Below are 23,388 nucleotides of genomic sequence, written 5' to 3' on the forward strand. Positions count from 1 at the left end.
ACAGTAGATTTATTTTTAACGGCTAATGAATGACATTTTTCAAGCTGATAAATAAATTCATAGCTTGCTGTAATATCGATGTAATTTATGCCTTGATTGATACAAAACTCAACAAATGTAGTGTTCCGCTAATCTATGCACATGATCACCAGCTTAACATCTGAGAATGCTTCTTCCTGAAAAACGTTGCAATTTACATCTAAAACTTTAGCTGAAACTTTAGCTGAAACTTTATCACCAAACTTTTTTGCTGTTACTTGGGCTTTCAATAAATCTCGACCCGCTATGATAAGATCGCCAGAATAATCCTTAGCCAAGTCTGCTACAATAAAGTGCCCTACATTTCCATAACCACCTACAATAAGAATCTTGGTTCTGCTCTTCATTGTACTTTCCTTCATTGCTTAGCGGCTTGCTTAAAATAGGGTTATTCAACTTTGATGATGCTTTTATAACTTGCAACACTAACATCAAAACCCGTATGTTGACTCAAATAATCTCGAAATGTTTCGCTTGCTTCAGGGTCGCCATGCACAAGTTTTATGGGAGTATTTTTGTTTAATGGTGACGACAATAGCCATTGAGTTAATTCTTTAAAATCACCATGCCCAGACAGGCCATGTACCACTTTTACATCTGCTTTCACTGGGAGCCATTTGCCATGAATCTTAATTGTGTCAACGCCGCACAACATTTTCCCTCCCCTAGTTCCTCCAGACTGATAGCCAGTAAATAAAACAGTCGTGCGATAGTCCCCCACAAGTCTCTTAAGATGGTGAAGAATACGCCCTCCTGTCACCATGCCACTTCCTGCAATAATAATGTGCGGCATAGCGACTTCCGACAAAGATTTAGACTCATCTACAGTTCGCACAAAAGACGCAACATTACACATCTTGTGACAACATTCTTTTGAAAGCTTAATTAATTCGTTGAACTGACAGTAAAAATCAAAAACATTAATCGCCATAGGACTATCGAGGAATATAGGAATTTTCGGAATTCTTTTTTGCTCAATCAGGGTCGCAAGAATATGTTGAATTACTTCTGTTCTGCCAACGGCAAAGCTGGGAATAAGGGTGATACCTCCTTTTTTCACTGTTGTATTGATAATATCTGCAACTTGATCATAAGGGTCGTCAATAGAGTGCTCCCGATTACCGTAAGTAGATTCGAGCAATAACAAATCCAACTTGGGTAATGCCTTAGGAGGCGGCATTAACAGATCATGAGTACGACCAACATCACCTGAAAACCCAACCGTTTTTCCATTTGCTTGTAAAATAATGCTGGCAGCCCCCAGAATATGGCCTACTGGTTGCAGATAAAAGGTGATATCGCCGACTATAACTTCTTCTTCAAAGTCAACCGTTTCAAAAATAGATAAGCTATCTTGAGGCAAGCTGGTACGGATACGTGGTGCTAGGTAATAGCACCATAAATCTAAAACTTAAAAGCCTACATAAATATGTAGGCTTTTTACGTAATAAGCTTACATAGTTTAAGTATTATCGATTAAATATTTACTGGTGACACTTTTCTTTACGAAAATTTCAAGTTGTTCATTACCATCAGAATTTGATTTCCTTTTGTAGTCTTTAAATGAGGAAATTAAACCTCGCTCTTCGAGTTTGGTTGCAAAAATAATATTAATGTTATTTTTTGCAACTTTAAAAGACCTTTTGGGGGTAAAAGCATTACTAAAATCAATCTTCGATATTGTCAAAATGTTAACCACTTCATCATCATCTAAATATTGAAGCTGACTTGCCAACAATATTTTTTTGAAATCATCATCTGACTCCAAAATAGTATTTTTCAAGAATCCTAGAGGCAGCTTGGGGATATTTAAATAATCAATGTCTTTATCCTGAATAACATCCTTATATCCAAAAAGAAATTTTAATATTTCTTCATTATCACTAAAGCTTAATAGTTCGCTTCTGGATTCCACTAATACCTTTTTATTTTTAGCGTGAAATTCATTTGATTTTAATAATTCATAAAATAGCTCAGAATTAATTTGTAGCTCATCAATCAAATCTCCACCACTAATAAAGCTTTCGAAGTTATTTAATAAATACTTAACTGTTTGTTCAAAATTAACATGAGAAATTGCCTCGAAGGTATTTATATCTGATGGCAATAATTTATTTTCTATAAGGTAAGTTAGCTTTTGACTCGGTATTTCTTCTATATCAGTATAGCTATACTGATAGTTCAGGAATGTTAAATAATCAGCAAAAACTTTTAATTCAATAATGTCATCAAGAATCATATGCGCAAATGATTTAGCATACTCATTAGATAGCATAGGTTCTTTTTCGGAACATAAAGCTTTACTGTTATCATTTAAAAAGCTTTTAAACTCTTTGTCAGTTATTGTATCGTTCTCTTCCAAATAAAGTGTGTTATTCCAATTAGGGACTATTCGTTGGTGCTTCAACAGATCTTTAGATAACTCATATCTATTTGATAGGGTTTTTATGTCATCAATGTTAAAACTGTTTGTTTCAATTATTTTCTTGCAGGTGTCTTGCTTAATATCTTTACAATTTAAAAGCCATATGTAGTCATCACTTTTAGATACGGTAAGTCGATTGGACGCTACGAAACTGGCAATTTCTTCAATATTATCATTAAAAAACTTCTTAAATTCATTTTCTTCAATTTTAATGAGATCTGAAAAATCCTTACTATTATCTGCTAAATCAAACAATGATTTTGCGATTACAGATATGTTGCTTTCTGTTACTTCAAACAACCTAAATTTTAAGACTAGAGAAAGAAAATCGTTTTCATTTTCAATGTATGATAAATGTTGAAATTTAACATCCAGAGCGCTAAATAAATTTACTAGTTTCGCCTCATCTAAATCTAGGTCAAGGAAACTTTTACCAATAGATTCATTTTCATTAAGATAATTATTTAAGCTTTCTATTGCATTCTTCACATATGCATTAATGTTCTTTGATGGCAATGCATTAAAAGCGTGAAGAAGCAAATGGTGTTTTTCTTTTTGAATTAAAGATTGCTCTTTCACAAGATCATCCCAAAACCCTCTGTACTTGCTCACAACAGCACGAATCCAAGCTTCTTTATTTTTGAGATTTTTCAGGCCATCTCTAACCAGAATTACTCCGTTTTGAGATTGGGCTATGTTATTTTCAATAAATCTGTAAATAGGATATTTATCTTTGCCTTTAAGTATTTCATCGAATAATTTATAGTTAAAGAATGCACTCTTTTTGTAGTCCTCATCTGAAAAATATTTAAGAACTTCTTGGTAATTATCTAACACTCTATCTGGGTCTAATTCTTTATTACCTTGAACACATCTAATAAAGGCCATGTCGTTTAGAGTTGTATGTCCCTCATGGAAGTGAGATATATATTCATTATAATGTTGATCAATATAACCTCTCTCTAGCAAAAGTATTAATAATGGCTTGTCTTCAATATTTTTAAAGACTTCTTCTCTTGGACAAGTTTCAATGATGCCTGCAAGGGATAAATCATTAACTACAGCAAGCTCTTCAGTTAGCTGCTCTATTTTTTTAGATAGTGCTTGTTTACCCAATTCAGATTTATCAATTATTCTTTGTTTCCTTTCTTTATAGTCGGGAGATAGCTCATCTAAAAATTGAGAGAACGTAAAGTTAGTGCTTGAATTTTGATGTTGGGGTGACGATCTAAAAGTTAATCTAGAGCTGTCATTGAGCAATGTATCAAATATGTCTGCTTTATGGATTGTATAAACACGGTATCCAGAAACTTCCCATACACCAGAGTTTTTAGGAAACTTTTCAAGTAAATTAATAACGTAGTTTGAGTTCAACTCTTCCAGCGAAGCAGTAAGCTCTCTTTCAGAATCTAATATGCGCTGCTTTATTTCCTCAATCTCAGCTTTTAAAGCTGTTTCTCTATTATTTCTTATTTCACCTATGTCCAAAAAGAATGAACTCAATAATCCTTGTTCGCTATGTAATAAGGCAAAATCATCACAGTAAACATTCTTATAAATAATAAAAGCAAAAAGTTTTGTTAGATCTAAGTGCTGTAAATTTTTCGTTAGGGTATTTTTATAGATTACAAATTCAGTGACTATGTTTTTGAGCATTCTCATGTCATCCACGTACACAGAAACGCCCCTAAGGAAAGAATCATTGACATCATTCAACAAACCCGCTTGTGTCATCAATTCTTTAATTTGAGGGTATGAGTTTGCCTTACTCGCAATAGGAATTATCGGAATAATAACATCAAAGAACTTTGTTCTATCTTTTCCTTGAAACACATCATCACGTAAAGCGTAGATAAACCTAACTTTTTGAGTTACATCCTTACTATCGTTAATTAGTTTGTTTAATTCCTTAAGCTTTATAAAAACTTCTACATTTTCAAATCTATCTAAATCTTCAAAGATTACAACGTCAGTTTTTTGGCTAGAAAAAAAGTATATGATTTCATCAAGGTATATATTAAATATTGAGTCCTTCTTTTGCTGCTCAAATGCTAATTCCCCTTTAGTCGGATTAAATTTTGATAGACTGTAGCCGCTTAAATTTTTATACAAATCTCTTACAACTAGCATAGGCAGGGATACAAAATAACTTAATATCCAAAGATGTATATTTAAGCAAGTAGGTGAAGATAGAACAGAGTTTACTAGTTTAGCTAATTTAAAGTCAGGCAGATAAATCATCGAACCTAATATAGATGCCCAAAATACTGTGGCGGCAGCTATTGAAATAGCATCAAAGCTAGATACAGGATGAGGAAATATTCTTCTAAATCTTGAATTTGGAGTATCTTCACTATTAGTGCGATAGAGTAACTGTTGAACAATGCTTTTTTCAATTTTACTTAGATTCTCTCTTTGAGTTGATTCAAATTTAACACCATTTCCATTTGCTCCAACAAGTGTTGCAGTATTGTCTTCTGGTGAATCAACGCCTATGTTTTGCGACAGGTCTTTAAAAGAGGCAAGAGAAATAGATGTAAATTTTAAAAATGGTGTTTTACGAATATAAGTATTTATGAATGAGCTTTTACCACCTGAATATGGTGAGGTCAGAGCAATTTCTTTAACGCTTTGTTCTCTATTTAATAGGCTTTCATTTAACATATCTATGTATGAATCAACAAATTTTGCATCATCTGTAGGACAAAGATCTGGAATTTTTGCCGAATTAGTGAGCGCTGGTCGTTCAAAGCACTGCAATATTGACCAACATGCTTTTATAACACCTGATTTAAAAGTTTTTTTAACGAATTTCGCCCCAGATTTAATGGATTTTATTATATGCATCAAATTCCCTCTAATTAATTTAATCTTTACGTATTTCTTTTAACTCCGGGAAATCTTCTATAGCTTTTTTCTCAAACCATTCTTTTAGTGAGAGTCCCTTTTTCTTAATGGATAGATGCAACTGTTCTTTTAATTTAGGATCTATTTCAATAACTACTCTTCCAGATTTTCCTATAGCCATAACTATACCTAATTTCACAAATAGAGTGTTATGTAATGTGACATAACATAGCTCAAATTTCAACCAGTATTAGGTATTTCATTTGTTGTACTTTTCAAAATATATAACTTTTTCTATATCAACTGGCCCCTTTGCTAGTCCAATTCTCATCGCAGGGGTCTTTTTGTATTTACTAGAAACGTCACAGTAGTTGTAAAAAACACGGTAAATATCAGCCATTTTTTGGTACATAGCTGGATTGTATGGGCTATAGCCATTCCATATTCTGTGCCTATTAGAGCCTGACTGAAACGGTCTTTCAAAAATGCTTACTCTGCGTCTAAGCTTCTGAAAAAATCGGTCTACAGCGTGCAGAGAGCCTTTACGATAAAGGTTAGCTTGATGAGTTAAGTCAAAGCGTTCAATATTGGTAAAAGCCGATATCATCTTATTTGGCTCCCCCATAAATGGTGTGGGATTTCTAACCCAAGAATCTACTGAGCCTTCTGGCTGGAAAGGCGATCTTATATCGTCAATTATCATCTTATTGATGAACATTACACGGTCTTTGGCACTTAAGGATTCGTATGTAATATGTGCGTATTTTTCAATAGCATCTTTTGCTTTTTGAAATTCTTGACGCTTCACATCAACAGTTAACTCTTTATCCATGTTAACCAAGAAGCCATCACAATTACCTTCTAATATTTCCTCCTTAAATGCCGCGAGAAGCCATGTTTTCATACCTGCGTCCAAGTCTAGATAGAAACGGGTCATTTCAGCATTTTGAGTTAGTTTCTTAATTAAATAGAAGTGTGCTGCCATTGTATATTCGTTGTGAACTTCCATCCCTTTTGATGGCAGTGCAGTATGCTTATCATAAAGCTCTGAAGATTGATCTTCGTCTTCCAATATTTCTAAAGTTTTGTTGCCTATGCGCTCATGCTGGTTGCCTGAAAGACGTTTTTTCTTGTTGGCTCGGTCAATTTTACTTTGTTCAAAATCAACATTAAGCCAGAGTCTAGCGAACTTACGATTATGTTTTAAATGCTCCGAATCCTTGATTGCTGACGCTTCATTTTCAATTTCAGTAGGGTTAACATCAGGATCATAATTGAAGTTAAAGGCCAGCACGTAGTCTGTTGTTAGTTCAGCAGTCGCTATACCATAAAACTCACAATTCTTTTTGCTTTTACGATTCGTCCAATTACTCTTCTGAACAATCCTATCGGTACAAAGATAAAGGCGTTCAAATGATTTTGATTCATATAGCCTGCGTTCACGATCAGCAACAAAGGCCATGCATTGCCTATGGATGAAGTCAATTCTTCTGTAAATAGCAGCCATGCTCATATCAAAGCGAAATTCAATCGCTCTCAAAGGAGATTTGCTAACTAAACTTTTGAAAAACGCCTTGTTGAGTTCAGGTCTTTTATGCTCTCGATTGGTAGGCTTTCCAGTTGGAGCTTTCCCGCACACATTGCATTTAAAACGAGGTATACCTTTGTTTGTATAGCCATTTTTCTTAATATCATATATTTCTGTCTCGTGGGAGGGACATTCTGGGTTGGTGCAAATACTTCCGGGCTTAATAAGGTAAGAGCTAATGCGATCAAATTCTTCACGAACAGCAATGTTACTTTTCAGTGAGTAGTATACTTGGTTGTTCTTTCCAGTTGCGTCCTTTATTAGCTCACAAGATTTGCACTTGATGGTGTTCCCAGTGATAGTGTAGTAAGGGTCGGACTCTCGGACTTGACGATTTAATTTATCTTTATTATATTCTTGGAAAAGTTCGGTCTCTCTTGCCTTTTCTGGTGTAAGGCCAAAATTCTCACATCTAGTAAACTTACAACAATTTACCTGAATCCCTCTGAACTCGGCTGGTATCCTTGGTGGTTTTTTCTGGCAAGATTTTTTGCTCATAAAAAAAGTGCTGTACTGTCTGTAAATACAGTAGTATAGCACTTTTGGGATGGATACCTAGATTTTAGCACCACATATCCGTATCAGCTTGATCTTGAGCCGTTTGCTTATCATACAAAGGTTTGGGCGTTTCATGTTTACTAAGTTTATGCAAACTATAAAACTTGGCATCGTCTTCTTGAATATGTCCACTATCCGGCAACAATATAGAGCAAAGCCCTAATGTTGCACTGTGGGTGTACACTGGTCCACGATAGCCTTGTTTGTAAATGGCAGGAATAAACCCTGAATGGTCTAAATGGGCATGCGTTAAAACAATGCCATCTAATTCATTAATATTTAATGGTAAAGGTTCTCGATTCCGCTTTCTTAACCATTTGTAGCCTTGGTATAAACCACAATCAATTAACAATTTTGTCGTCGCTGTTTCGACTAAATACTTAGATCCTGTAACTGTTTCAGTACCACCTAAAAATGTAATTTTCATATTGATACTCTCTTAACTTTTGACAAGCATTCAATAACAGGTTCTACAAGCACGGAAGAAATATCTACACCATTTGAAGGGTGAGTAATGGTATTTGTCGTAATAAGTGAAGACAAACCCGATTCCAGCAAAATTTGATCAACGCCATCAGCAAATATTCCGTGGACAGCAGCACACTTAATATCTTTAATTCCTTTTTTCTTCAGGGCTGAAATACAGCTTAATATCGTTTGTCCACTAGAAATAACATCATCTATTATTACAGCAGTTAGGCCAGCTTGAGCACTAAGATCTGGCAGCGACACTTCTACATCACGGTCACCTTTCCTATTCTTTTCGCCAATAACGAAAGAATGACCACTTACTTTGGCAATACTAATGATCCATTGTTCACTCTCTGAATCAGGACCAACTAAAAACAAATTTGACTGCCCTTTAAGCCATTGGGCTAGGACAGGTGCTCCCTGTACCACAACGCTAGGCACAGAATATATTTCATCCAAGGAATGATACCGGTGCAAATGTGGATCTACTGTCACTAAGTAATCTATGTGCTTAGAAATAGACTTTGCGAATAGCTTGGATGTTATTGCTTCTCCATCTATGAATCGTCTGTCTTGCCGCATGTAACTGAGATAAGGTGCTACCAAACCGACAGATTTAGCGCCTAACTCTTTCAATGTATCAAGCAAAAAAATGAGAGGCAGGTACTTTTTGTTAGGGCAAGATAAGTCTGCTACTACAATGCAATGACTATTTTCTAAATTACTTTCAATACGCAGATAAGACTCACCATCCGGGAAATCACGTGAACTGTATTGACCTAGATGACCACCTAACTTCTCACTTAAGCTAGCAGCTAAAAAATCTGAATTAAAAGAGAATACAATAATTTTTTTTGTTAAGGAATTCATAAACTATCCTTGAATTTTGAACATATCTAAATTGTTTAGGTAATAATCTAGTGCGTAACTCATTTCACCTTGGCTATCACTAAATAACGTAAATAAAGGTTCACCATCAGCTACCTGATTACCGACATTAGTATGTAGTCTCAAGCCTGAATTTAAAGAAAAAGGAGCACCAGCGAGCTTAGCAAGACGAGCAAGTTTACGGTTATCAATTGCTTCTAGTATCCCACTGGTACTGGCTAGCTCTTGATGACTATATTTTGAATCGGTTAACTCTTTTATTTGACCTTGTTGTGCTCTAATTTTGTTAAATTGCTTTAAAGCTTGACCACTTTCTAAAATTAACCTTGCACGAAGTAGCCCTGATTCAAGCCCTTCTCCATTATCCATATCAAACAAGTTTGCAGCCAAAATAAGTGAGCGTTCCTTTAGATCAATTGGGGCACCGCCTCTACAATTTAGAACGGCCAAGATATCCTTTGCCTCTTGACTAGGGCCAATGCCATACCCTACGGGTTTCGAACCATCAGTAATCAAACATCTAACGTTGATACCACACGCTTCACCTACTTGAGTAAATAGCATTGCTAGTCGCTCTGCATCCTGCTTCATTCGAACTTTGGCGGTTTCTCCTACTGGAATATCAATGATGACATGTGTTGAACCCGCAGCAATCTTTTTAGATAAGACAGATGCAATAAGCTGACCTTCACCATCTAGATCTAATGCTCGTTCTATACGAATAAGCATGTCATCTGCTGGACTAAGGTTTACAGCTCCACCCCAAGCCAAACAAGCTCCCGTATTGTTAACAACTCTTTTAATTTCCTCCATACTTAAACTAACACTTGTTAAGCTCTGCATAGTATCTGCCGTACCTGCTGGGGAAGTGATAGCTCTTGATGATGTCTTTGGAATGATCAAACCAGCAGCACTCACAATAGAAACAACCAATGGCGTTGTTCTATTACCCGGTAAACCTCCAATACAGTGTTTATCAAACACTTTACGATGGTTTTCCCACTCTAGCACTTTGCCACAGCTAACCATCGCTTTAGTTAAAGATATGATTTCATCAATACTTAGCCTTTTTCCAGCACAAACGCTTAAAAAGCTAGCAATTTCTATATCGCTAAATTTATGCGCACTAATATCAGCAATAATTTGAGATATTTCTTCGTCGCTCAATTCAAAACCAAAGATCTTTTTTCTTACAAACCCCAAAGAATTGACCTCGGGTGCATGAGCTATTCGCAAAGGTTGCCCTTCAATTGCATCTAATCCAACCATAACAATATCAGATAGACCTATTTGTTCTGAAGACAATGTCTCGTTACGAACAACGTTTAATGTTGCGATTAATTTGTTATTATTCGCTTCTACAAGTACACGAGCATTTGAACTAAATCCTTCAGCACGGCAAATATGACAATCTTGCCGCATGTAAACGACTGGCTCTTGGTGAGTATCAATCCCCATAGCATATGCTTTAAGGATATGTTTATTTAATTTCATTACACTCTCGTTTGTTATTCATCACAGCAATACAATCTAGAATGAAATGGCAGGGCAAATGCAATTTGCTATACAGCCCTACCATAATTGGACGCTCTTCTTGAAAGAGCTTTTAATCTTCAAGTTCAACCATGTCTTTCGCCTCGATGTCACCAGACAGGAGTTTTACTGTGGCAAAATGATCATTTACGATCTTAGTAATTTGTACCGTCCCCACTTTTTCAATGGTGTACGGATCATCACCTTCACTGGGCGCTATTTCCTCATGAAATCGAATAACACTGTATTTTTGTCCCACTTTCGCACCATGTTTAGCCCCAATACAAATTAGGGTTCTACCAGCAGACTGCTCAACCACTTGGCCCCTCATCATATTTTTGTGATAAAAAAGAGTATTGGAACAACCTGCTAAAAAGAGGCCAAATAGGAATATCAGTAGAATTTTTACATTGAGAGTTTTCATCATTTTTTCCTCATCTAGCTTATAAATTGATTGAACTTACTTATTTTTACGACTTGCACCCGGAGGAGCTTTGTGACAACTCCAAGGCTTATGCTCTGAATTATCCTTTACGTTTTGATCAACAAATTTGTAGTAGCTTTCTTTGGTATGTGTCCACCAATCATCATGAACATCGGCACCATGTTTACGAATGACTTCCTCTACCCCATCAAGGTTTATGTTTACTGCGTCGTAAGCTAGGTGTATTTCACCTTCTTTTATGTTGTAACTGACTTCATCTATACCAAAAAGTTGATCAATTTCTTTGACTAATTGGTCACAGTTTTCTTCTGTGACATTACTTAACCTCAAATTGCGAACAACTAAATTTTGCTCTCTAACGCCAACTCTATGATCTAAATCACTCATAACTTATCTCCTAATGTGAGTGTGAATGTTGTTGATTAATATCTTTCATTTCTGCCATTTTTTCTTTCAATTCAGGCATCATGTTTTCCATCATTTCCAGATGATGTTCAGCCATCTTGATTTGCTTATACATTGGCATTGCTTCCATGTTTTTGTGCATGGATTGCATCATTTTCATCATTGAGCTGTAATGTTCAGCCATCATCTGTTTTTGCTTTTCAGAGTTATTTTCAGCTTTGATGGCATAAACTACCTTTTTCATTTCCATCAATGTTTTACGCATTTTTCCCATATTCTCATGCGACATTGTCATGCCTTGATGCATAGATTTGTCAGCACCTTCATCTATATACTCGTTGCTTTGTGCAAATGAACTTGTGGCTGCCAGTAGTGAGCCTACAAATAAAATTGATTTACTTAACTTTTTCATTATTGTCTTCTATGTTCTTATTAAAATTTGGAATCCAACTTGGTGTCGATTCCATATACCTTTGGTACTCAGTTCCAAACTCAGCAATCGCTTGTGCCTCCTCACGCTTCGCGAGTTTGACGTAAACAACAACTAAGATCGGAAACATCACCAGTGTTGGAATGGTCGGCCACTGCAATAAAAAGCCGAACATGATTAGAATGAAAGCTACGTACTGGGGATGGCGACATCTTTCATACCACCCTGTAGTAGCGAGTTGATGGTTTTTTTGAGCATGATGCAATACATTCCATGCTGACGACAGCATGAAGAAACCAGCAGCTATAAATACCATGCTAGCAATATGCAATGGATCCCAATGAGCATTACCTTCAAAACCAAAAAAAGTATGTAATAAGTGCCCATTTTCGTGCGCAAAGAAATTTACTTCTGGATATTTTTCAGTAAGCCATCCTGACAAGAAGTAGATAGTTAAAGGAAAGCCATACATTTCAGTAAATAGGGCAACAACAAAAGCAGAGAATGCACCAAGACTTCGCCAATCAGTTGATGTTTTTGGCTTTACGAAGCTAAAGGCAAAGAAGATAAATATTGCCGAATTTAGTATCACCATTAACCATAAGCCATAATCATATGTCTCATTCATCAGTATTCTCCTTTTTATGTGATTCCTTACGTCCTTCCTCTAACCCTTGTATGTAGCCATCGCGATAGGCCGCATTTTTATCCGCAACTTCTTGAAAGCTCTCTGCCTTTTTTTCATCAGGCGCATGTGAATGATCGTGACCATGTTTACCATGACTGCCATGCATAAATACGTGCATCAAGGGGCATAGCAATAAAATCAAGTAGGGAAGAAATTGCACAACATGTTGACCATGTTCAAAGATTAAAAAATAGGTGGCAGCCGCTATAAGCACCAATGCAGCCCAACCTGTCGGTGTTGACCAAAATTTAGGGTGTTCATTTTTCATATTGGCCTCCTATAGACCGTAAATCTTCCGCTGAAGCTTCAGACTTAGAATTTATCCAAAAGAGATTATCCACAGGGGAGATGCTAACTAGTCCTTCTCCTCCAACTTTGGTATTCGCTGCATCAAGCAAAACTTCAGCAACATGTTCTGCATCATCGAGGGCGGCATAAATGGTCATCACTATATGTTCTGATAAGTGATTTCTGTTATAAGTATCAGCATATGCCCCTCTTCCCATCGCTTTATGTAAGGTAAAGCCTTTATAGCCATGTGAAAGTAATGCCTCTTCCACTCTTGTCAGTACCATTTCATCAAAAATGGCGGTTACTTTTTTCATATTCATCCCCCCTAAACGACCTTCAATACACCGCGATACATTTGCATTTGACAATGAAATTCATGTTCACCCTGTGACAAATTCGCTAAGGTAATTTGAGTAATGCCGTTAAATTTAAGTTGCTCGCTTATCTCCAATGATGGAATAAGGATTGTTTCAGAGCATGGTGATTGATCTTTGCGGATAAACTTCAGGGTGACAGGTTGGCTAGCTGACACTTGAATTGACGATGGGGAATAAACACCATCTTTTACTTCAATTAACACTTCATTGTTATTCGCAATTATTTTGTTAGGTTTGTATAACCAGAACCACCAAACAATCAGAGCGATTAATGCTAAACCTAATAAGTTAATTACCATCATCGTGATTCTCCTTAATGCTCTTTTGCTTTAAACCAGCGAAGTCGATTCGCATTTGACACCACGGTCAATGACGAAAACGCCATTGCAGCCCCTGCTATAACGGGGCTAAGTAGAATGCCAAAGAAAGGATATAAAACACCTGCTGCAAAAGGCACACCTGCTACGTTGTAAATAAATGCGCCAAACAAGTTTTGTTTGATATTTCGTAAAGTAGCTTTGCTTACCGCTATGGCATCGGCAAGACCATGCAATGAACCTCGCATCAAGGTAATGTCAGCACTTTCAATGGCTACGTCCGTACCCGTACCTATAGCGAAACCAACATCAGCTAACGCTAGTGCCGGAGCATCGTTGATGCCATCACCTGTCATACCAACGATCTCGCCACTGTCTTGTAGCTCTTTAACCTTGCTAGCTTTATCTTCTGGTAGCACTTCAGCAAGAAACTCACTAATTCCGGCTTTTTTAGCAACAGCGGCTGCGGTTTCCTTGTTATCACCTGTTAGCATAATAACGCGTATACCATTACCCTGAAGGCGTTTGATAGCAGAGATTGAGTCAGACTTAATAGGATCTGCAACAGCAATAATTGCGGCAAGCTCACCATCAACTGAAAAATACACAGGCGTTTTGGCTTCTTTTGCTAAAGACTGGGCTTGTCCAACAAAGCCTGTAAGGTCAATACCTTTTAACTTCATTAGTTTATCGTTACCGAAAAGTAGAGTTTTATTGTTACAGTTTGCTTCTACACCAAAACCGGTGATGGCGTTAAAGGCTTCAATTTTTAGCAATTCGATATTTTTTTCTAGTGCACTTTCAACAATCGCTTGCGCTAATGGATGCTCTGAGCCACTCTCTAAACTTGCGGCAAGCTGTAACACTTCTTTTTCGTCAACCGCTTTTGCTAAAACAATATCAGTTACCTTAGGTGCTCCTTCAGTAATCGTGCCCGTTTTATCTAAAATCATTGCAGTAATTTTAGAGGCGGTTTGTAACGCTTCTCCGTTTCGAATAAGCACTCCGGCTTCTGCTGCTTTTCCTACTCCGACCATGACAGACATGGGCGTTGCCAAGCCCAAAGCACACGGGCACGCAATAATGAGCACGGTAGTTGCTGAAACTATAGCAAAAGCAATGGCAGGCTCTGGGCCAAAGTTAAGCCACGCAAGAGCACTTAATACTGAGATGATCATGACAACAGGAACGAAATAAGCTGAAATAACATCAGCCAATCGACCAATCGGCGGTTTAGAATTTTGCGCTCTTTTCACCATATTTATGATCTGAGCAAGCGCGGTATCTTTACCAACGCGTGTCGCTCTGAACAAAATCATGCCTGATTTGTTCAAAGTACCAGCTACAACCTCATCTTCTTCGGCTTTTTCAACAGGCATAGGTTCGCCTGTCAGCATAGACTCATCAATAGAGGTGTGTCCTTCCAATACTATTCCATCTACGGGAATTTTTTCACCCGGCTTTACTTTCACAACATCATGAAGCAAAACCTGTTCGATACCTATTTGAACCTCTTTATTATCACGAACTACCGTTGCTGTTTTAGCCTGCAATCCGATAAGACGTTTAATAGCTTCAGAGGTTTTTCCTCTCGCTTTTATTTCTAATGCCAGACCTAAATCAATTAAGCCAATAATCATCGCAGTAGCTTCAAAATAGACATGCCGTGCCATCAATGGAACCGAGTCAGGTGCAAACACAACAACCATTGAATACACCCAAGCAGTACCTGTTCCTAAAGCTATTAGAGTGTCCATATTGGCTGAATGATTTTTGAAGCTCTTCCAAGCGCCTACATAGAAATGCTTGCCTGAAAAATACATAACACCAAAAGTTAAAATGCCAACAACTAACCAAGACATACGTTCAAGGTTGGTTTCAACTGTCATTTCTCCAACTACAATGCTGTAGATCATTAGAGGAACGCCGAGTGAAAGGGCAATAAACGTATCGCGCATGAGCTTTTTGTAATATGCCCAATCAGCAGTCTCTTTCTCATCAAGCGCTTCTATTGCTGAGCTATCATCGATTGGTTTCGCGTTATAACCCACAGACTCAACAGCTTTGATCAACTCTTCGGTTTTAGCTGTCCCTGAGACTGTTACTGTCTTATCAGCAAAATTCATTTCTGCACTGACTACACCAAGAGTTTCCTTTAAAGCTCCTTCAATTTTGCCAACACAGCTAGCGCATCCTGCTCCTTCTATGATGAGCTGTTGATTATGTGATACTTTCTCCAACTTATTCTCCTTACTTTTACACGAAGAGGATTGAGCTTTTGCCTGACAGCAACAACCTGATTGGTTTTCAATATTTGTTCTAGTAGTCACCATTTTTCCTCCGATGCCTTTTATATTTGCTCAAAGTTCTCAATGAGATGACAAACCATATGTGGTGTCGGCGCTTTATCTTCCATTTTTTCCCACTGTGAAATAGCTAATGACATTTTGTTTCGAAGCGTTAGCATGGCTTGAAACTGCTTATTTGTTTCTTCAAGCCGTTCTTTAATCAGGCTTCTGACTAATGGGCACGCACTTTTACCATCTTCAGATTCATTAATAATTTGCTTAATATCTGCAACAGAAAAACCAAGGTTTCTAGCACTTAAAATGAATATAAGTCTCGATACCTCTTTATTCGAATATGACTTGTAGCCGTTCACTGACTTAGTAGGTTTTAACAGTCCCAATCGCGTGTAATAACGCACCGTATCAGCAGTTGTTCCAAAGCTTTTTGCCAGCTCTGTTACTCTCATATTTACTCCTTAGCTTTTAACCTAAGATTGTAATCTCATCGACAGCTTAGACCTGTGCCTAAGACACAGGTCAAGTGCTTCCTTATCATTTAATGTACTCAGCGATTGCGTTTATCTGCTGCTCATTTAGCGGCATTTTAGGCATAGGTGAAGATGAGTTATTAAACAGAGGGTTTTGAAGCTTATTAATAAAGAAATCGATCCCTTTGTTTTTAACTACCCCATCTAAAGCAGGGCCGGCTGTACCACCATCACCTTTAAATGAATGGCAACCTTGGCAACCAAATTGAGTAAATAATTGCTTTCCATCAAGCGCTATCACGTTTTCTGGCTCTACTTTTTTTACCAAAACTACGCTTTGACTTGTTAGCTCCAAAAACTCAAGAACTGCTTGTGCTTCTTTTCCTGTTAAATGTGCTTTTACTCGCATATGAGGTATAACAACTTTCCATTCGGGAATAGAAAACTCATGGACAGCACGAGCGTTATGGCATCTTGCACAGTTGTTATTGATCACTTCTGCACCGGAAATTTTCTCTTGTGCATAAGAATTAAAAGCAGACAAAAGATATAAGCTGGCAACCAATAATATTTGAATAATTGATTTCATCTAAGTATCCCCTTAAAAGCCATAGCTGTATTGGATAGCGAAGCGCTTGTCGTCTTCCCCATCGTGAACAGTTGTATCTTCGTATGTCGCCTTAATGACAGCTCGACTGTCTAACCAGTAATTAATGCCATAAGCCAAACGCTCTGCTTCGTTAATTTTATTGGTCTCAGCATATTCAACGACGAAATCGGTTCCTTGTAATACATTGAACATTTTTCCTACCATAAAAGTTGCTTGGAGATACCAGCCATTGCGGTCAAATGTGATCACTTTGTTTTCTTCATGTTCATCTTCTTCAAGAGCATCGGTTTCAGTTTTGATGTATTCCCCTCTGACGATGTAATGATTACCAATCCAGTTAATATCAAAACCAGTTGCTGTAAATCCTAGCTTTTCATAATCATCATATTTTGCCGTGTAATAGGAAGCGCCAACCTCAATACCCGGAAGAAAGGCATACGCAATACGACCCCCAAATGCTTTGTCAGAATTGTTATCGGCACTCGTTGCTTCAAACGCTAGTTCAGGAAGTTCCATAGCGTGATCATCAACTTCTTCATGCTCGCCTTCCCCTTCAGCATGATCACCTACTTCATCGCCATGTGGAGCCTCGGCAGCTAGTCCATTGGTCACATATGCGTCAAAAAATATTTTTTGGTTTTTACCCAACGGGATAATGTGTTGTATACCAACGCCAATATCACTCACTACAGGCATTAAACCTTGCATAGGTTGATACCCACCATGACCACCTATCCCCCCATAAATACCGGGAGAGAAAGCTGAGCGATTTATCCAACTGGGATGTTGATTTGGCCCGTACTGGCCAAATGGGAGTAGAAACTTACCCGCGGTAAAGGTAGTGGTGTCTGAAAGGAAATAGTGAATATCAGCATATTCAAGTTCGACCTCGGTTTCCCCTTGCTCATTAATTGAAATTTCAGTTTCTGCTTCTATATGCATTTTTTCACTGAGACTAAACAAGAATATTGGTACAAATCGAGCACTAAATGCACCTGAGTCCATTACTTTACTGTCTTTGTATTTTACATCTCCATACCCCGCTATCGCGAAGCGACTATTTTCTTGCTGTTCATTCGCTAAAAGTTGTCCACTCACAACAGCAATAGCTATTGCAATAGGCAATAATTTGAGCATGTTCATCATGCCTCCCAAATATATTATGCTAATTATTCAAAACTGTTGGTTATTTAAACCAAATAATAAATTATTATGTTTTGATGGGACTGGCGAAAAAAAGACGCACTTATCCCGTGACTAACCAATAATTGGGGGGCGATAAGGCAAAAGATGCATGCCCGATTTTGGAGGGGGGAAACGCTGAAGAATTGGTTCTAACTCTATATCAAGAGTGCTTATTTCTTTAATTTCATTCAGGAAAACTTTTAAATAAAAGCTTGCACAAAAACCACCTTCACAGCAAATACACTGACTAGCGTCACATTTTTCACATTCCTTGTTGACATGTTCATGCTCAGAATTTTGGGGTTTTAAGTTGTGATTGTGTTTCGAATTTTCGGTTTTCTGATGATGTAACTTTTCTACTTTCTGGTGTTGTATGTTTTCATTCGTTTGTGCTAATTCCGAATTACTAGCTTTTTTGTGATGTTCTTCACAATTCATTGGCTTTGCAAAAGCGAAACCATGCTGCGAGAGCAGCATAATTATAATCACTGTTTTTAACCATTTGAATATGATGAACATCTAGCACCCTTTTAAAGACACATTACATTAACATTACATATTGTATTCAGCAATGATTTAGATCAAGAATTGTGTACTTTTTTATCATCTGAATTTTTATCGAATCAAATTATATATTTAGTTATTTGGGTAAAGTAACAAATTGATTGTCATTCAATTTTGAACTGGCTTTACTGTATAAAAAATAGAAATTACAACAACTGCTAATATAACTTTCTTCATCTACAGAGTTTTCAAGAACTCTAGTAAATTTTGAAATTCCTCTTCGTCAAAAATTTCAATGTATGACAGTAACTCAGACCTGCTTGCCAGTATACGACCGTAATTGTATAACTCACCCTTTGACATATCTCGATCTTTAAAGAATGGGATTGGATTCAAATGGAATAAAACTACCCCATCCAAAGAGTTAAATACTCCATTATGTCCATATGGCTTTGTATTAGATACATCCAACAATGATGGCGTCTTAAATTTAAATCGGTCTCCATATCTTAAAGATATTTCAGAGCGTCCTAGGTCTTGTCCATCAACACTAACACCAAACTTCCCCTGAGGGGTTGCAATAGAGTGGAACTTAAAGTCACTTAAAAGATCACCGCTGTGGCAAGCAGCACAACGACCTTTTCCATAGAAAAGAAATGTAGCTTTTATCATGCGAATTTGCAAAAAGCTAACATACACAACATCGCTATTGCTATATATTTAGTCATTTAAAATCTTCCGTTGTTTGAACAATAAATTAATATGACCAATGAATGTGCTTGATCTTCCATTCACCGTTTTGTTTTTCCAGAACCATCGTTTCCATGCCTTGATAATCGCGCTCTTTACCTTTGTAAGTACCTTTAGTATGACTGCGCGAAGCAGATATAGCGGTATTTCCAAGAATAGTTACTTGATGTTCAAGTGGTTCACTCTTCATAGAAGCAAGATATTTCATATCCGACAGCATATGGTGATGAGCATATTCATCAGCACTTCTTTCAACACGGCCACCCTCGTAGATGGTCACATCATCAGCCAACTGTGCTCTTGCTTGTTCCTTGTTGCCCGTTTCTAGTGCTTGATGAAATGCCAAAACAACTTTTGCAGCAGGGGTATCTATACCTTTAAACAAACCTTTGCCTTTGTTCTTATCACCATGAGCGTTTGCTGCGAAACTAAACGTCATTAATAAAACGAGTAATATATTTATTGTTTTCATTCTCTCTTTTAGGTTTCAATTTGCAGGGCCAACAACGCTAGTAAGCCCAGCCGTTACAGATAAAATGGCAAAAGCGACTACCATTTCTTTAGAAATAGATTTAGATAGTGCTTCTCTGCCATCGTTATTTTTAAGATGTGGGACAAGTTTTAATTTATGCTTAGCTGCGATGCCCAATATCGAAGTCACGAGAGCTAATTTAAGTAGCAAAGTTTGCCCATAGCTTGAACTAAACAGTTCTTCAACATTTCCGACTAATTGATAAGCTAACCAAAGGCCTGCAATTAACAATAGACTCACGGCGATACTTGCTTGCCTTCCAAACGTGTCCATCAATGTGTAAAGCTGCTCATAGCTCTGTTCATGGCAAGCTTGTTTAAGCGGAAACAACGCTCCGAACCACCAAGCCATAACAAGCACATGGAGCATCAGCAATACTTTTTCGAACACGCCTAGCTCAGATACATGGCCTACTAAGGTAAAGGTGTATGCAAGTAAAAATAAACTAGATACCAAACCGCCTTGTTTTAGGTAATTGTTCAGTACTACTGATTTGAGTTTGAACGGTGATATTAATACCAATATTGCTATCATTACCCCTATGGTTCGAAGCAAAGTTCCATCACCAATAGAAGAGTCCCACATAATACCTAACATATCAGGGTCGAATGCACCGTGAATGCCTTCTTCTGCCATTGCACCAGTACTGGCAAAGAACCAAACACCATTAGCAATCAAAGCGACGATGATCGAAGCCCTCATCCATTTAAGGTTTGCTGTCAATGAATTGTTATGACATTCATTGCGCTCAAAAATTGGCCTGAAAAATGTATAACCAGCAATACAGGCAAAGCCAACGTAAAATACAATTTTTGACAGCACAGTGACTGTATTCCAGATATACATTTCCATAGCAATCACTCCATTAGATTAATGAACCATAAAGCCAAAGCTATCTTTCATTTTGTGCCCATCTTTACCTAAGAAAGTAACATCAACAACATAGTTAGCAGGTGCAAGTTTCGGTAGTTTCCACGTAAATTCGGTATTGGCCTCTTTAGTAGGTTTGAAGCCGAACTTAACCTTTTCACCTTTTTTGTTTTTCAATGTAATTTTGACTACACGAACTTCTTTGCTAAATGCCAATGTTAACTTTTCTGGAGTCTTCATTAGCATTGCATTATCAGCAGGCACGCTTTTTTCAAGATGCACATGCGCGAAAACCGCACTACTAAAAACAACGCTGATTACGGTTAAAAGTTTAATTAATGTTTTCATATTTACCTCTATTTAATTTATGTATTAACGACTAAATTTGTCTTTGAAAATTTGATTACTGGGTATACCAACATCAGTAATTATTTGTTCCACTTCACTCATCATTGCTTCTGGGCCGCACAAGTAAAATTCTGTATACAGGAATTTTACGTTTTGGCTCAAATACGGCAGAAGTACTTGCTGTACATAGCCAGAATGCCCTTGCCATTGTTCTGAAGGGTTAGAAAGTGTGGGAATATAAGAAAAGTTTTTATGCTGCTCACTCAATGAGTTCAACTCATCGCAGTAGAGCAAATCATCTTCAGTTCGCGCACCATAGATGAGAGTCAAATCACTTTCGTCTTGACGTTTTTTCAACTGTTCAAAAATGATCGCTCTGAGTGGAGCAAGTCCTGAACCAGCGCCAATAAAGATGCGAGGAACCTTTTTATCTGAAGTCGCGTAAAAGTCAGAAAAAGGACCTTTTGCGATTATCGTTTCACCAACTTCGAGTGACCCTAAATAGCTTGAACCTATACCTGCATAATAACCATCCTTAGCCGTTTGCCAGCGGATGTTGAAGGTTAGCTCATCTGTTTCTTGATCAAAGTTAACCAAGGAGTAATGGCGAGTTACGCCGTCATGTGAAAACTTTCCATGAGAATAACTTTCCCAGTATTTTTCAAAGTTCTCTGGCATATCATCTGGCCGTAGGCTATTCACCCCTGCTGGCACGTCAAATTGCATATATGCACCAGCTTTAAATGCCAATTGTTTGCCTGATTTCAGCTTAAATTTCACTTCCTTGATAAAAGGAGTAATGAAATTAGTCGCAACCACAACTAGCTCATGATTTTCAATATTGAGGTCAGTATTAACTTCAATCGAACTAACTTCAGAAAACCTATGCTGACATCCAAGCCGATAGCCTTCTTTAAGTTGCTCCTGAGTTAAATGTTCCTGTTCAGATAGTGTGATAGGTAATTTAGTTGAACTTAAGAACACGCATTTGCCACATGTACCGCCGCCGCCACAACTTGACGATAGGTATATACGAGAACTTGCTAGTCCTTCTATTACAGTAGAGCTGCCAACTGCTGAAATGTCAGTAATTGTATTTTCATTGGAAAAAGTCACAGCCACTTTTTGTCTGTTGCGGCCCAAACTTAGCTTTAGCAAACCATTTTTATATTGCTGTATCAGCAAAGTTACGCCAGTAATAGATAAAAATAGCGTTGCAAAAGCAAATGCAATGATCAACCAATGGTTAAACCCTCCAGAATTGCCATAGTCCATAAAGTGGAGCTTCATCATCAAATCTTTTAATCTGAAATCATCATTGGCATGGCGAAGTACTTGACCAGTAACACTGTCTAAATAAATAGTTGTATTATTTTCATCCTCAACAGCAACTTTCCACATTGGATTTAGCTGCCTTATGTGATCAGAAAATGGTGGTTGAGATAACTCTGGCGCAGTTAATTTCCCCTCACCTGAGTAGGAATTTTTTGCTAAAGTTATAATTTGTTCTTCAGACAGATTAAATCGCTTACCTGTTACAGCATCAAATAGCATTGAGTGACGCACTTGGTAGCTATGTAGGCCCATATCGAACACGAAGTGATAGTAGGGCTGATGTAAAACCCATATAAGGTTTACTTCCTGCGGAGACTCACTAGTAATATCTTCAATAGGGATTAGGTTAAAATCAGCAATGTTACCTTCATGATGAGAATGAACTCTATGCTCGTTGCCACTGGCTTTACTGTGATCCATTAAATTGAAGTAAAGACCCGTACCTAACCAGACAAGTAGTTGTAAACCAACCACTAAAGAAAGCCATTTGTGTATCGATGTATTTAACTTAAATAGTCGCATCAAATGACCCCTTTTTAGTGGAGGTGAACACTCGAAAATACGTCAAAATAACTCCCGTAATCGTGGCCATTAGACCTAAAGTAGCAACCAAGAACAAAAACCAGTTAGATACATTTTCGCCGTCATCGTAATCCATAATATGGAAGCGCCACATCCAATCAAACAATCGCCAGTAATCATGACGCTTGGCAACAAGCGCTCCTGTTTGTTGACTTATATAAAATGTCGGTGTAGCGAATTGCTTAAACGTCACTCTCCAAACAGGTAAATGCCTAGGGGACAACTCAGCAGGCATGTTTGTCGCTGACTTAATCAACCTTATGCTGTCGATTTTATGATTCATCGCATAATGGTATTGTGCGATTTCTTTTGCTTTTATTTCATCAACAAGGGCTTGAACATCCCCTGTTTGAGCATCAATTGCTGCTTTCCCATGCTCTCCATTCATAAAAGAATACAAAGGCTTGCCCCTGCTTTGAATAAGCCTGACTTGCCTAGCTTCAGGGTAATCAACAACAAGTTCTGCAATGGAATAATCCACACTTTCTAAATCTATTCCAGCTTTCTTACTCTTAGCTAAGGACTCGCCATGTATATAGTGAATATCCATAGTCACCATATACACGCCTGTAATAGACCAGAAAAGGAATTGTA

General features: G+C 37.5%; 26 protein-coding genes. All 26 read right to left on the reverse strand.

The features are described from left to right. Positions 1-128 precede the first annotated feature (128 nt). Complete coding sequence (locus tag ACH784_RS10000) at positions 129-386, reverse strand: hypothetical protein (protein WP_404389790.1); 258 nt, start codon at positions 384-386, stop codon at positions 129-131. A gap of 41 nt (positions 387-427) precedes the next feature. Beyond that, entirely contained in the window at positions 428-1,402 is a 975-nt protein-coding gene (locus tag ACH784_RS10005) for an MBL fold metallo-hydrolase RNA specificity domain-containing protein (protein ID WP_404389792.1), read from the reverse strand. Between the two features lie 99 nt (positions 1,403-1,501). Next, positions 1,502-5,311, reverse strand: coding sequence for a hypothetical protein (locus tag ACH784_RS10010; protein WP_404389794.1), 3,810 nt, complete (start codon positions 5,309-5,311; stop codon positions 1,502-1,504). A 19-nt stretch (positions 5,312-5,330) separates the two neighbouring features. Next, positions 5,331-5,492 (reverse strand): hypothetical protein, encoded by a 162-nt coding sequence (locus ACH784_RS10015; RefSeq protein ID WP_404389796.1) that lies wholly within the window; start codon positions 5,490-5,492, stop codon positions 5,331-5,333. Between the two features lie 78 nt (positions 5,493-5,570). Next, the gene (locus ACH784_RS10020) at positions 5,571-7,397 is read right to left on the reverse strand and encodes a hypothetical protein (RefSeq protein ID WP_404389798.1); all 1,827 of its coding nucleotides are present in this window, start codon (positions 7,395-7,397) and stop codon (positions 5,571-5,573) included. A gap of 64 nt (positions 7,398-7,461) precedes the next feature. After that, positions 7,462-7,884: an MBL fold metallo-hydrolase gene (locus tag ACH784_RS10025; RefSeq protein WP_404389800.1), complete on the reverse strand. Its 423-nt coding sequence runs from the start codon at positions 7,882-7,884 to the stop codon at positions 7,462-7,464. Next, entirely contained in the window at positions 7,881-8,798 is a 918-nt protein-coding gene (locus ACH784_RS10030) for a ribose-phosphate diphosphokinase (protein WP_404389802.1), read from the reverse strand. The genes ACH784_RS10025 and ACH784_RS10030 overlap by 4 nt, the downstream gene beginning before the upstream one ends. A gap of 3 nt (positions 8,799-8,801) precedes the next feature. After that, a complete protein-coding gene (locus ACH784_RS10035) occupies positions 8,802-10,310 on the reverse strand; it encodes a thymidine phosphorylase family protein (protein WP_404389804.1) in 1,509 nt (502 codons plus the stop codon). A gap of 112 nt (positions 10,311-10,422) precedes the next feature. Then, the gene (locus ACH784_RS10040; protein WP_404389806.1) at positions 10,423-10,668 is read right to left on the reverse strand and encodes a hypothetical protein; all 246 of its coding nucleotides are present in this window, start codon (positions 10,666-10,668) and stop codon (positions 10,423-10,425) included. Between the two features lie 141 nt (positions 10,669-10,809). Continuing rightward, entirely contained in the window at positions 10,810-11,181 is a 372-nt protein-coding gene (locus ACH784_RS10045) for a hypothetical protein (protein WP_038642662.1), read from the reverse strand. Between the two features lie 10 nt (positions 11,182-11,191). Further along, entirely contained in the window at positions 11,192-11,611 is a 420-nt protein-coding gene (locus ACH784_RS10050; RefSeq protein WP_404389808.1) for a hypothetical protein, read from the reverse strand. Further along, a complete protein-coding gene (locus ACH784_RS10055) occupies positions 11,595-12,257 on the reverse strand; it encodes a methyltransferase family protein (protein ID WP_404389810.1) in 663 nt (220 codons plus the stop codon). Before ACH784_RS10055 ends, ACH784_RS10050 begins: the two co-directional genes overlap by 17 nt. Beyond that, positions 12,250-12,585: a DUF2933 domain-containing protein gene (locus tag ACH784_RS10060; protein WP_404389812.1), complete on the reverse strand. Its 336-nt coding sequence runs from the start codon at positions 12,583-12,585 to the stop codon at positions 12,250-12,252. Before ACH784_RS10060 ends, ACH784_RS10055 begins: the two co-directional genes overlap by 8 nt. Then, positions 12,575-12,922: a P-II family nitrogen regulator gene (locus tag ACH784_RS10065; RefSeq protein ID WP_404389814.1), complete on the reverse strand. Its 348-nt coding sequence runs from the start codon at positions 12,920-12,922 to the stop codon at positions 12,575-12,577. Before ACH784_RS10065 ends, ACH784_RS10060 begins: the two co-directional genes overlap by 11 nt. Positions 12,923-12,933: 11 nt before the next feature. Next, entirely contained in the window at positions 12,934-13,287 is a 354-nt protein-coding gene (locus tag ACH784_RS10070; protein ID WP_404389816.1) for a cupredoxin domain-containing protein, read from the reverse strand. 11 nt (positions 13,288-13,298) lie between these two features. Further along, on the reverse strand, positions 13,299-15,542 hold the full coding sequence (locus tag ACH784_RS10075; RefSeq protein WP_404389818.1) for a heavy metal translocating P-type ATPase: 2,244 nt from the start codon (positions 15,540-15,542) through the stop codon (positions 13,299-13,301). A gap of 110 nt (positions 15,543-15,652) precedes the next feature. Beyond that, positions 15,653-16,057, reverse strand: a complete 405-nt coding sequence (locus tag ACH784_RS10080; RefSeq protein ID WP_404389820.1) for a MerR family transcriptional regulator — start codon at positions 16,055-16,057, stop codon at positions 15,653-15,655. Between the two features lie 85 nt (positions 16,058-16,142). Then, on the reverse strand, positions 16,143-16,667 hold the full coding sequence (locus ACH784_RS10085) for a c-type cytochrome (RefSeq protein WP_404389822.1): 525 nt from the start codon (positions 16,665-16,667) through the stop codon (positions 16,143-16,145). A 12-nt stretch (positions 16,668-16,679) separates the two neighbouring features. Then, positions 16,680-17,825 carry a porin gene (locus ACH784_RS10090; RefSeq protein ID WP_404389824.1) on the reverse strand — a complete coding sequence of 382 codons (1,146 nt, stop codon included), beginning with the start codon at positions 17,823-17,825 and terminating at the stop codon, positions 16,680-16,682. 120 nt (positions 17,826-17,945) lie between these two features. Then, positions 17,946-18,392: a hypothetical protein gene (locus ACH784_RS10095; RefSeq protein ID WP_404389826.1), complete on the reverse strand. Its 447-nt coding sequence runs from the start codon at positions 18,390-18,392 to the stop codon at positions 17,946-17,948. 222 nt (positions 18,393-18,614) lie between these two features. Further along, a complete protein-coding gene (locus tag ACH784_RS10100) occupies positions 18,615-19,049 on the reverse strand; it encodes a hypothetical protein (RefSeq protein ID WP_404389828.1) in 435 nt (144 codons plus the stop codon). Between the two features lie 85 nt (positions 19,050-19,134). Continuing rightward, positions 19,135-19,599: a YybH family protein gene (locus tag ACH784_RS10105; protein ID WP_404389830.1), complete on the reverse strand. Its 465-nt coding sequence runs from the start codon at positions 19,597-19,599 to the stop codon at positions 19,135-19,137. A gap of 15 nt (positions 19,600-19,614) precedes the next feature. Next, positions 19,615-20,511, reverse strand: a complete 897-nt coding sequence (locus ACH784_RS10110; RefSeq protein WP_404389832.1) for a copper resistance D family protein — start codon at positions 20,509-20,511, stop codon at positions 19,615-19,617. Between the two features lie 18 nt (positions 20,512-20,529). Further along, positions 20,530-20,877, reverse strand: a complete 348-nt coding sequence (locus tag ACH784_RS10115) for a copper resistance protein CopC (protein WP_138478145.1) — start codon at positions 20,875-20,877, stop codon at positions 20,530-20,532. Positions 20,878-20,901: 24 nt separating this feature from the next. Beyond that, complete coding sequence (locus tag ACH784_RS10120; protein WP_404389834.1) at positions 20,902-22,734, reverse strand: PepSY domain-containing protein; 1,833 nt, start codon at positions 22,732-22,734, stop codon at positions 20,902-20,904. After that, positions 22,721-23,353 carry a PepSY domain-containing protein gene (locus tag ACH784_RS10125; protein WP_404389836.1) on the reverse strand — a complete coding sequence of 211 codons (633 nt, stop codon included), beginning with the start codon at positions 23,351-23,353 and terminating at the stop codon, positions 22,721-22,723. Before ACH784_RS10125 ends, ACH784_RS10120 begins: the two co-directional genes overlap by 14 nt. Positions 23,354-23,388 lie beyond the last annotated feature (35 nt).

Source organism: Pseudoalteromonas phenolica (assembly GCF_044788725.1).
Lineage (GTDB): Bacteria > Pseudomonadota > Gammaproteobacteria > Enterobacterales > Alteromonadaceae > Pseudoalteromonas > Pseudoalteromonas phenolica_C.

Coding starts and splice junctions, on each gene's coding strand:
- ACH784_RS10000 (WP_404389790.1), bottom strand. CDS start 386: ATGAAGAGCAGAACCAAGATTCTTATTGTAGGTGGTTATGGAAATGTA.
- ACH784_RS10010 (WP_404389794.1), bottom strand. CDS start 5,311: ATGCATATAATAAAATCCATTAAATCTGGGGCGAAATTCGTTAAAAAA.
- ACH784_RS10015 (WP_404389796.1), bottom strand. CDS start 5,492: ATGGCTATAGGAAAATCTGGAAGAGTAGTTATTGAAATAGATCCTAAA.
- ACH784_RS10020 (WP_404389798.1), bottom strand. CDS start 7,397: ATGAGCAAAAAATCTTGCCAGAAAAAACCACCAAGGATACCAGCCGAG.
- ACH784_RS10025 (WP_404389800.1), bottom strand. CDS start 7,884: ATGAAAATTACATTTTTAGGTGGTACTGAAACAGTTACAGGATCTAAG.
- ACH784_RS10030 (WP_404389802.1), bottom strand. CDS start 8,798: ATGAATTCCTTAACAAAAAAAATTATTGTATTCTCTTTTAATTCAGAT.
- ACH784_RS10035 (WP_404389804.1), bottom strand. CDS start 10,310: ATGAAATTAAATAAACATATCCTTAAAGCATATGCTATGGGGATTGAT.
- ACH784_RS10045 (WP_038642662.1), bottom strand. CDS start 11,181: ATGAGTGATTTAGATCATAGAGTTGGCGTTAGAGAGCAAAATTTAGTT.
- ACH784_RS10050 (WP_404389808.1), bottom strand. CDS start 11,611: ATGAAAAAGTTAAGTAAATCAATTTTATTTGTAGGCTCACTACTGGCA.
- ACH784_RS10055 (WP_404389810.1), bottom strand. CDS start 12,257: ATGAATGAGACATATGATTATGGCTTATGGTTAATGGTGATACTAAAT.
- ACH784_RS10060 (WP_404389812.1), bottom strand. CDS start 12,585: ATGAAAAATGAACACCCTAAATTTTGGTCAACACCGACAGGTTGGGCT.
- ACH784_RS10065 (WP_404389814.1), bottom strand. CDS start 12,922: ATGAAAAAAGTAACCGCCATTTTTGATGAAATGGTACTGACAAGAGTG.
- ACH784_RS10070 (WP_404389816.1), bottom strand. CDS start 13,287: ATGATGGTAATTAACTTATTAGGTTTAGCATTAATCGCTCTGATTGTT.
- ACH784_RS10080 (WP_404389820.1), bottom strand. CDS start 16,057: ATGAGAGTAACAGAGCTGGCAAAAAGCTTTGGAACAACTGCTGATACG.
- ACH784_RS10085 (WP_404389822.1), bottom strand. CDS start 16,667: ATGAAATCAATTATTCAAATATTATTGGTTGCCAGCTTATATCTTTTG.
- ACH784_RS10090 (WP_404389824.1), bottom strand. CDS start 17,825: ATGCTCAAATTATTGCCTATTGCAATAGCTATTGCTGTTGTGAGTGGA.
- ACH784_RS10095 (WP_404389826.1), bottom strand. CDS start 18,392: ATGTTCATCATATTCAAATGGTTAAAAACAGTGATTATAATTATGCTG.
- ACH784_RS10100 (WP_404389828.1), bottom strand. CDS start 19,049: ATGATAAAAGCTACATTTCTTTTCTATGGAAAAGGTCGTTGTGCTGCT.
- ACH784_RS10105 (WP_404389830.1), bottom strand. CDS start 19,599: ATGAAAACAATAAATATATTACTCGTTTTATTAATGACGTTTAGTTTC.
- ACH784_RS10110 (WP_404389832.1), bottom strand. CDS start 20,511: ATGGAAATGTATATCTGGAATACAGTCACTGTGCTGTCAAAAATTGTA.
- ACH784_RS10115 (WP_138478145.1), bottom strand. CDS start 20,877: ATGAAAACATTAATTAAACTTTTAACCGTAATCAGCGTTGTTTTTAGT.
- ACH784_RS10120 (WP_404389834.1), bottom strand. CDS start 22,734: ATGCGACTATTTAAGTTAAATACATCGATACACAAATGGCTTTCTTTA.
- ACH784_RS10125 (WP_404389836.1), bottom strand. CDS start 23,353: ATGGTGACTATGGATATTCACTATATACATGGCGAGTCCTTAGCTAAG.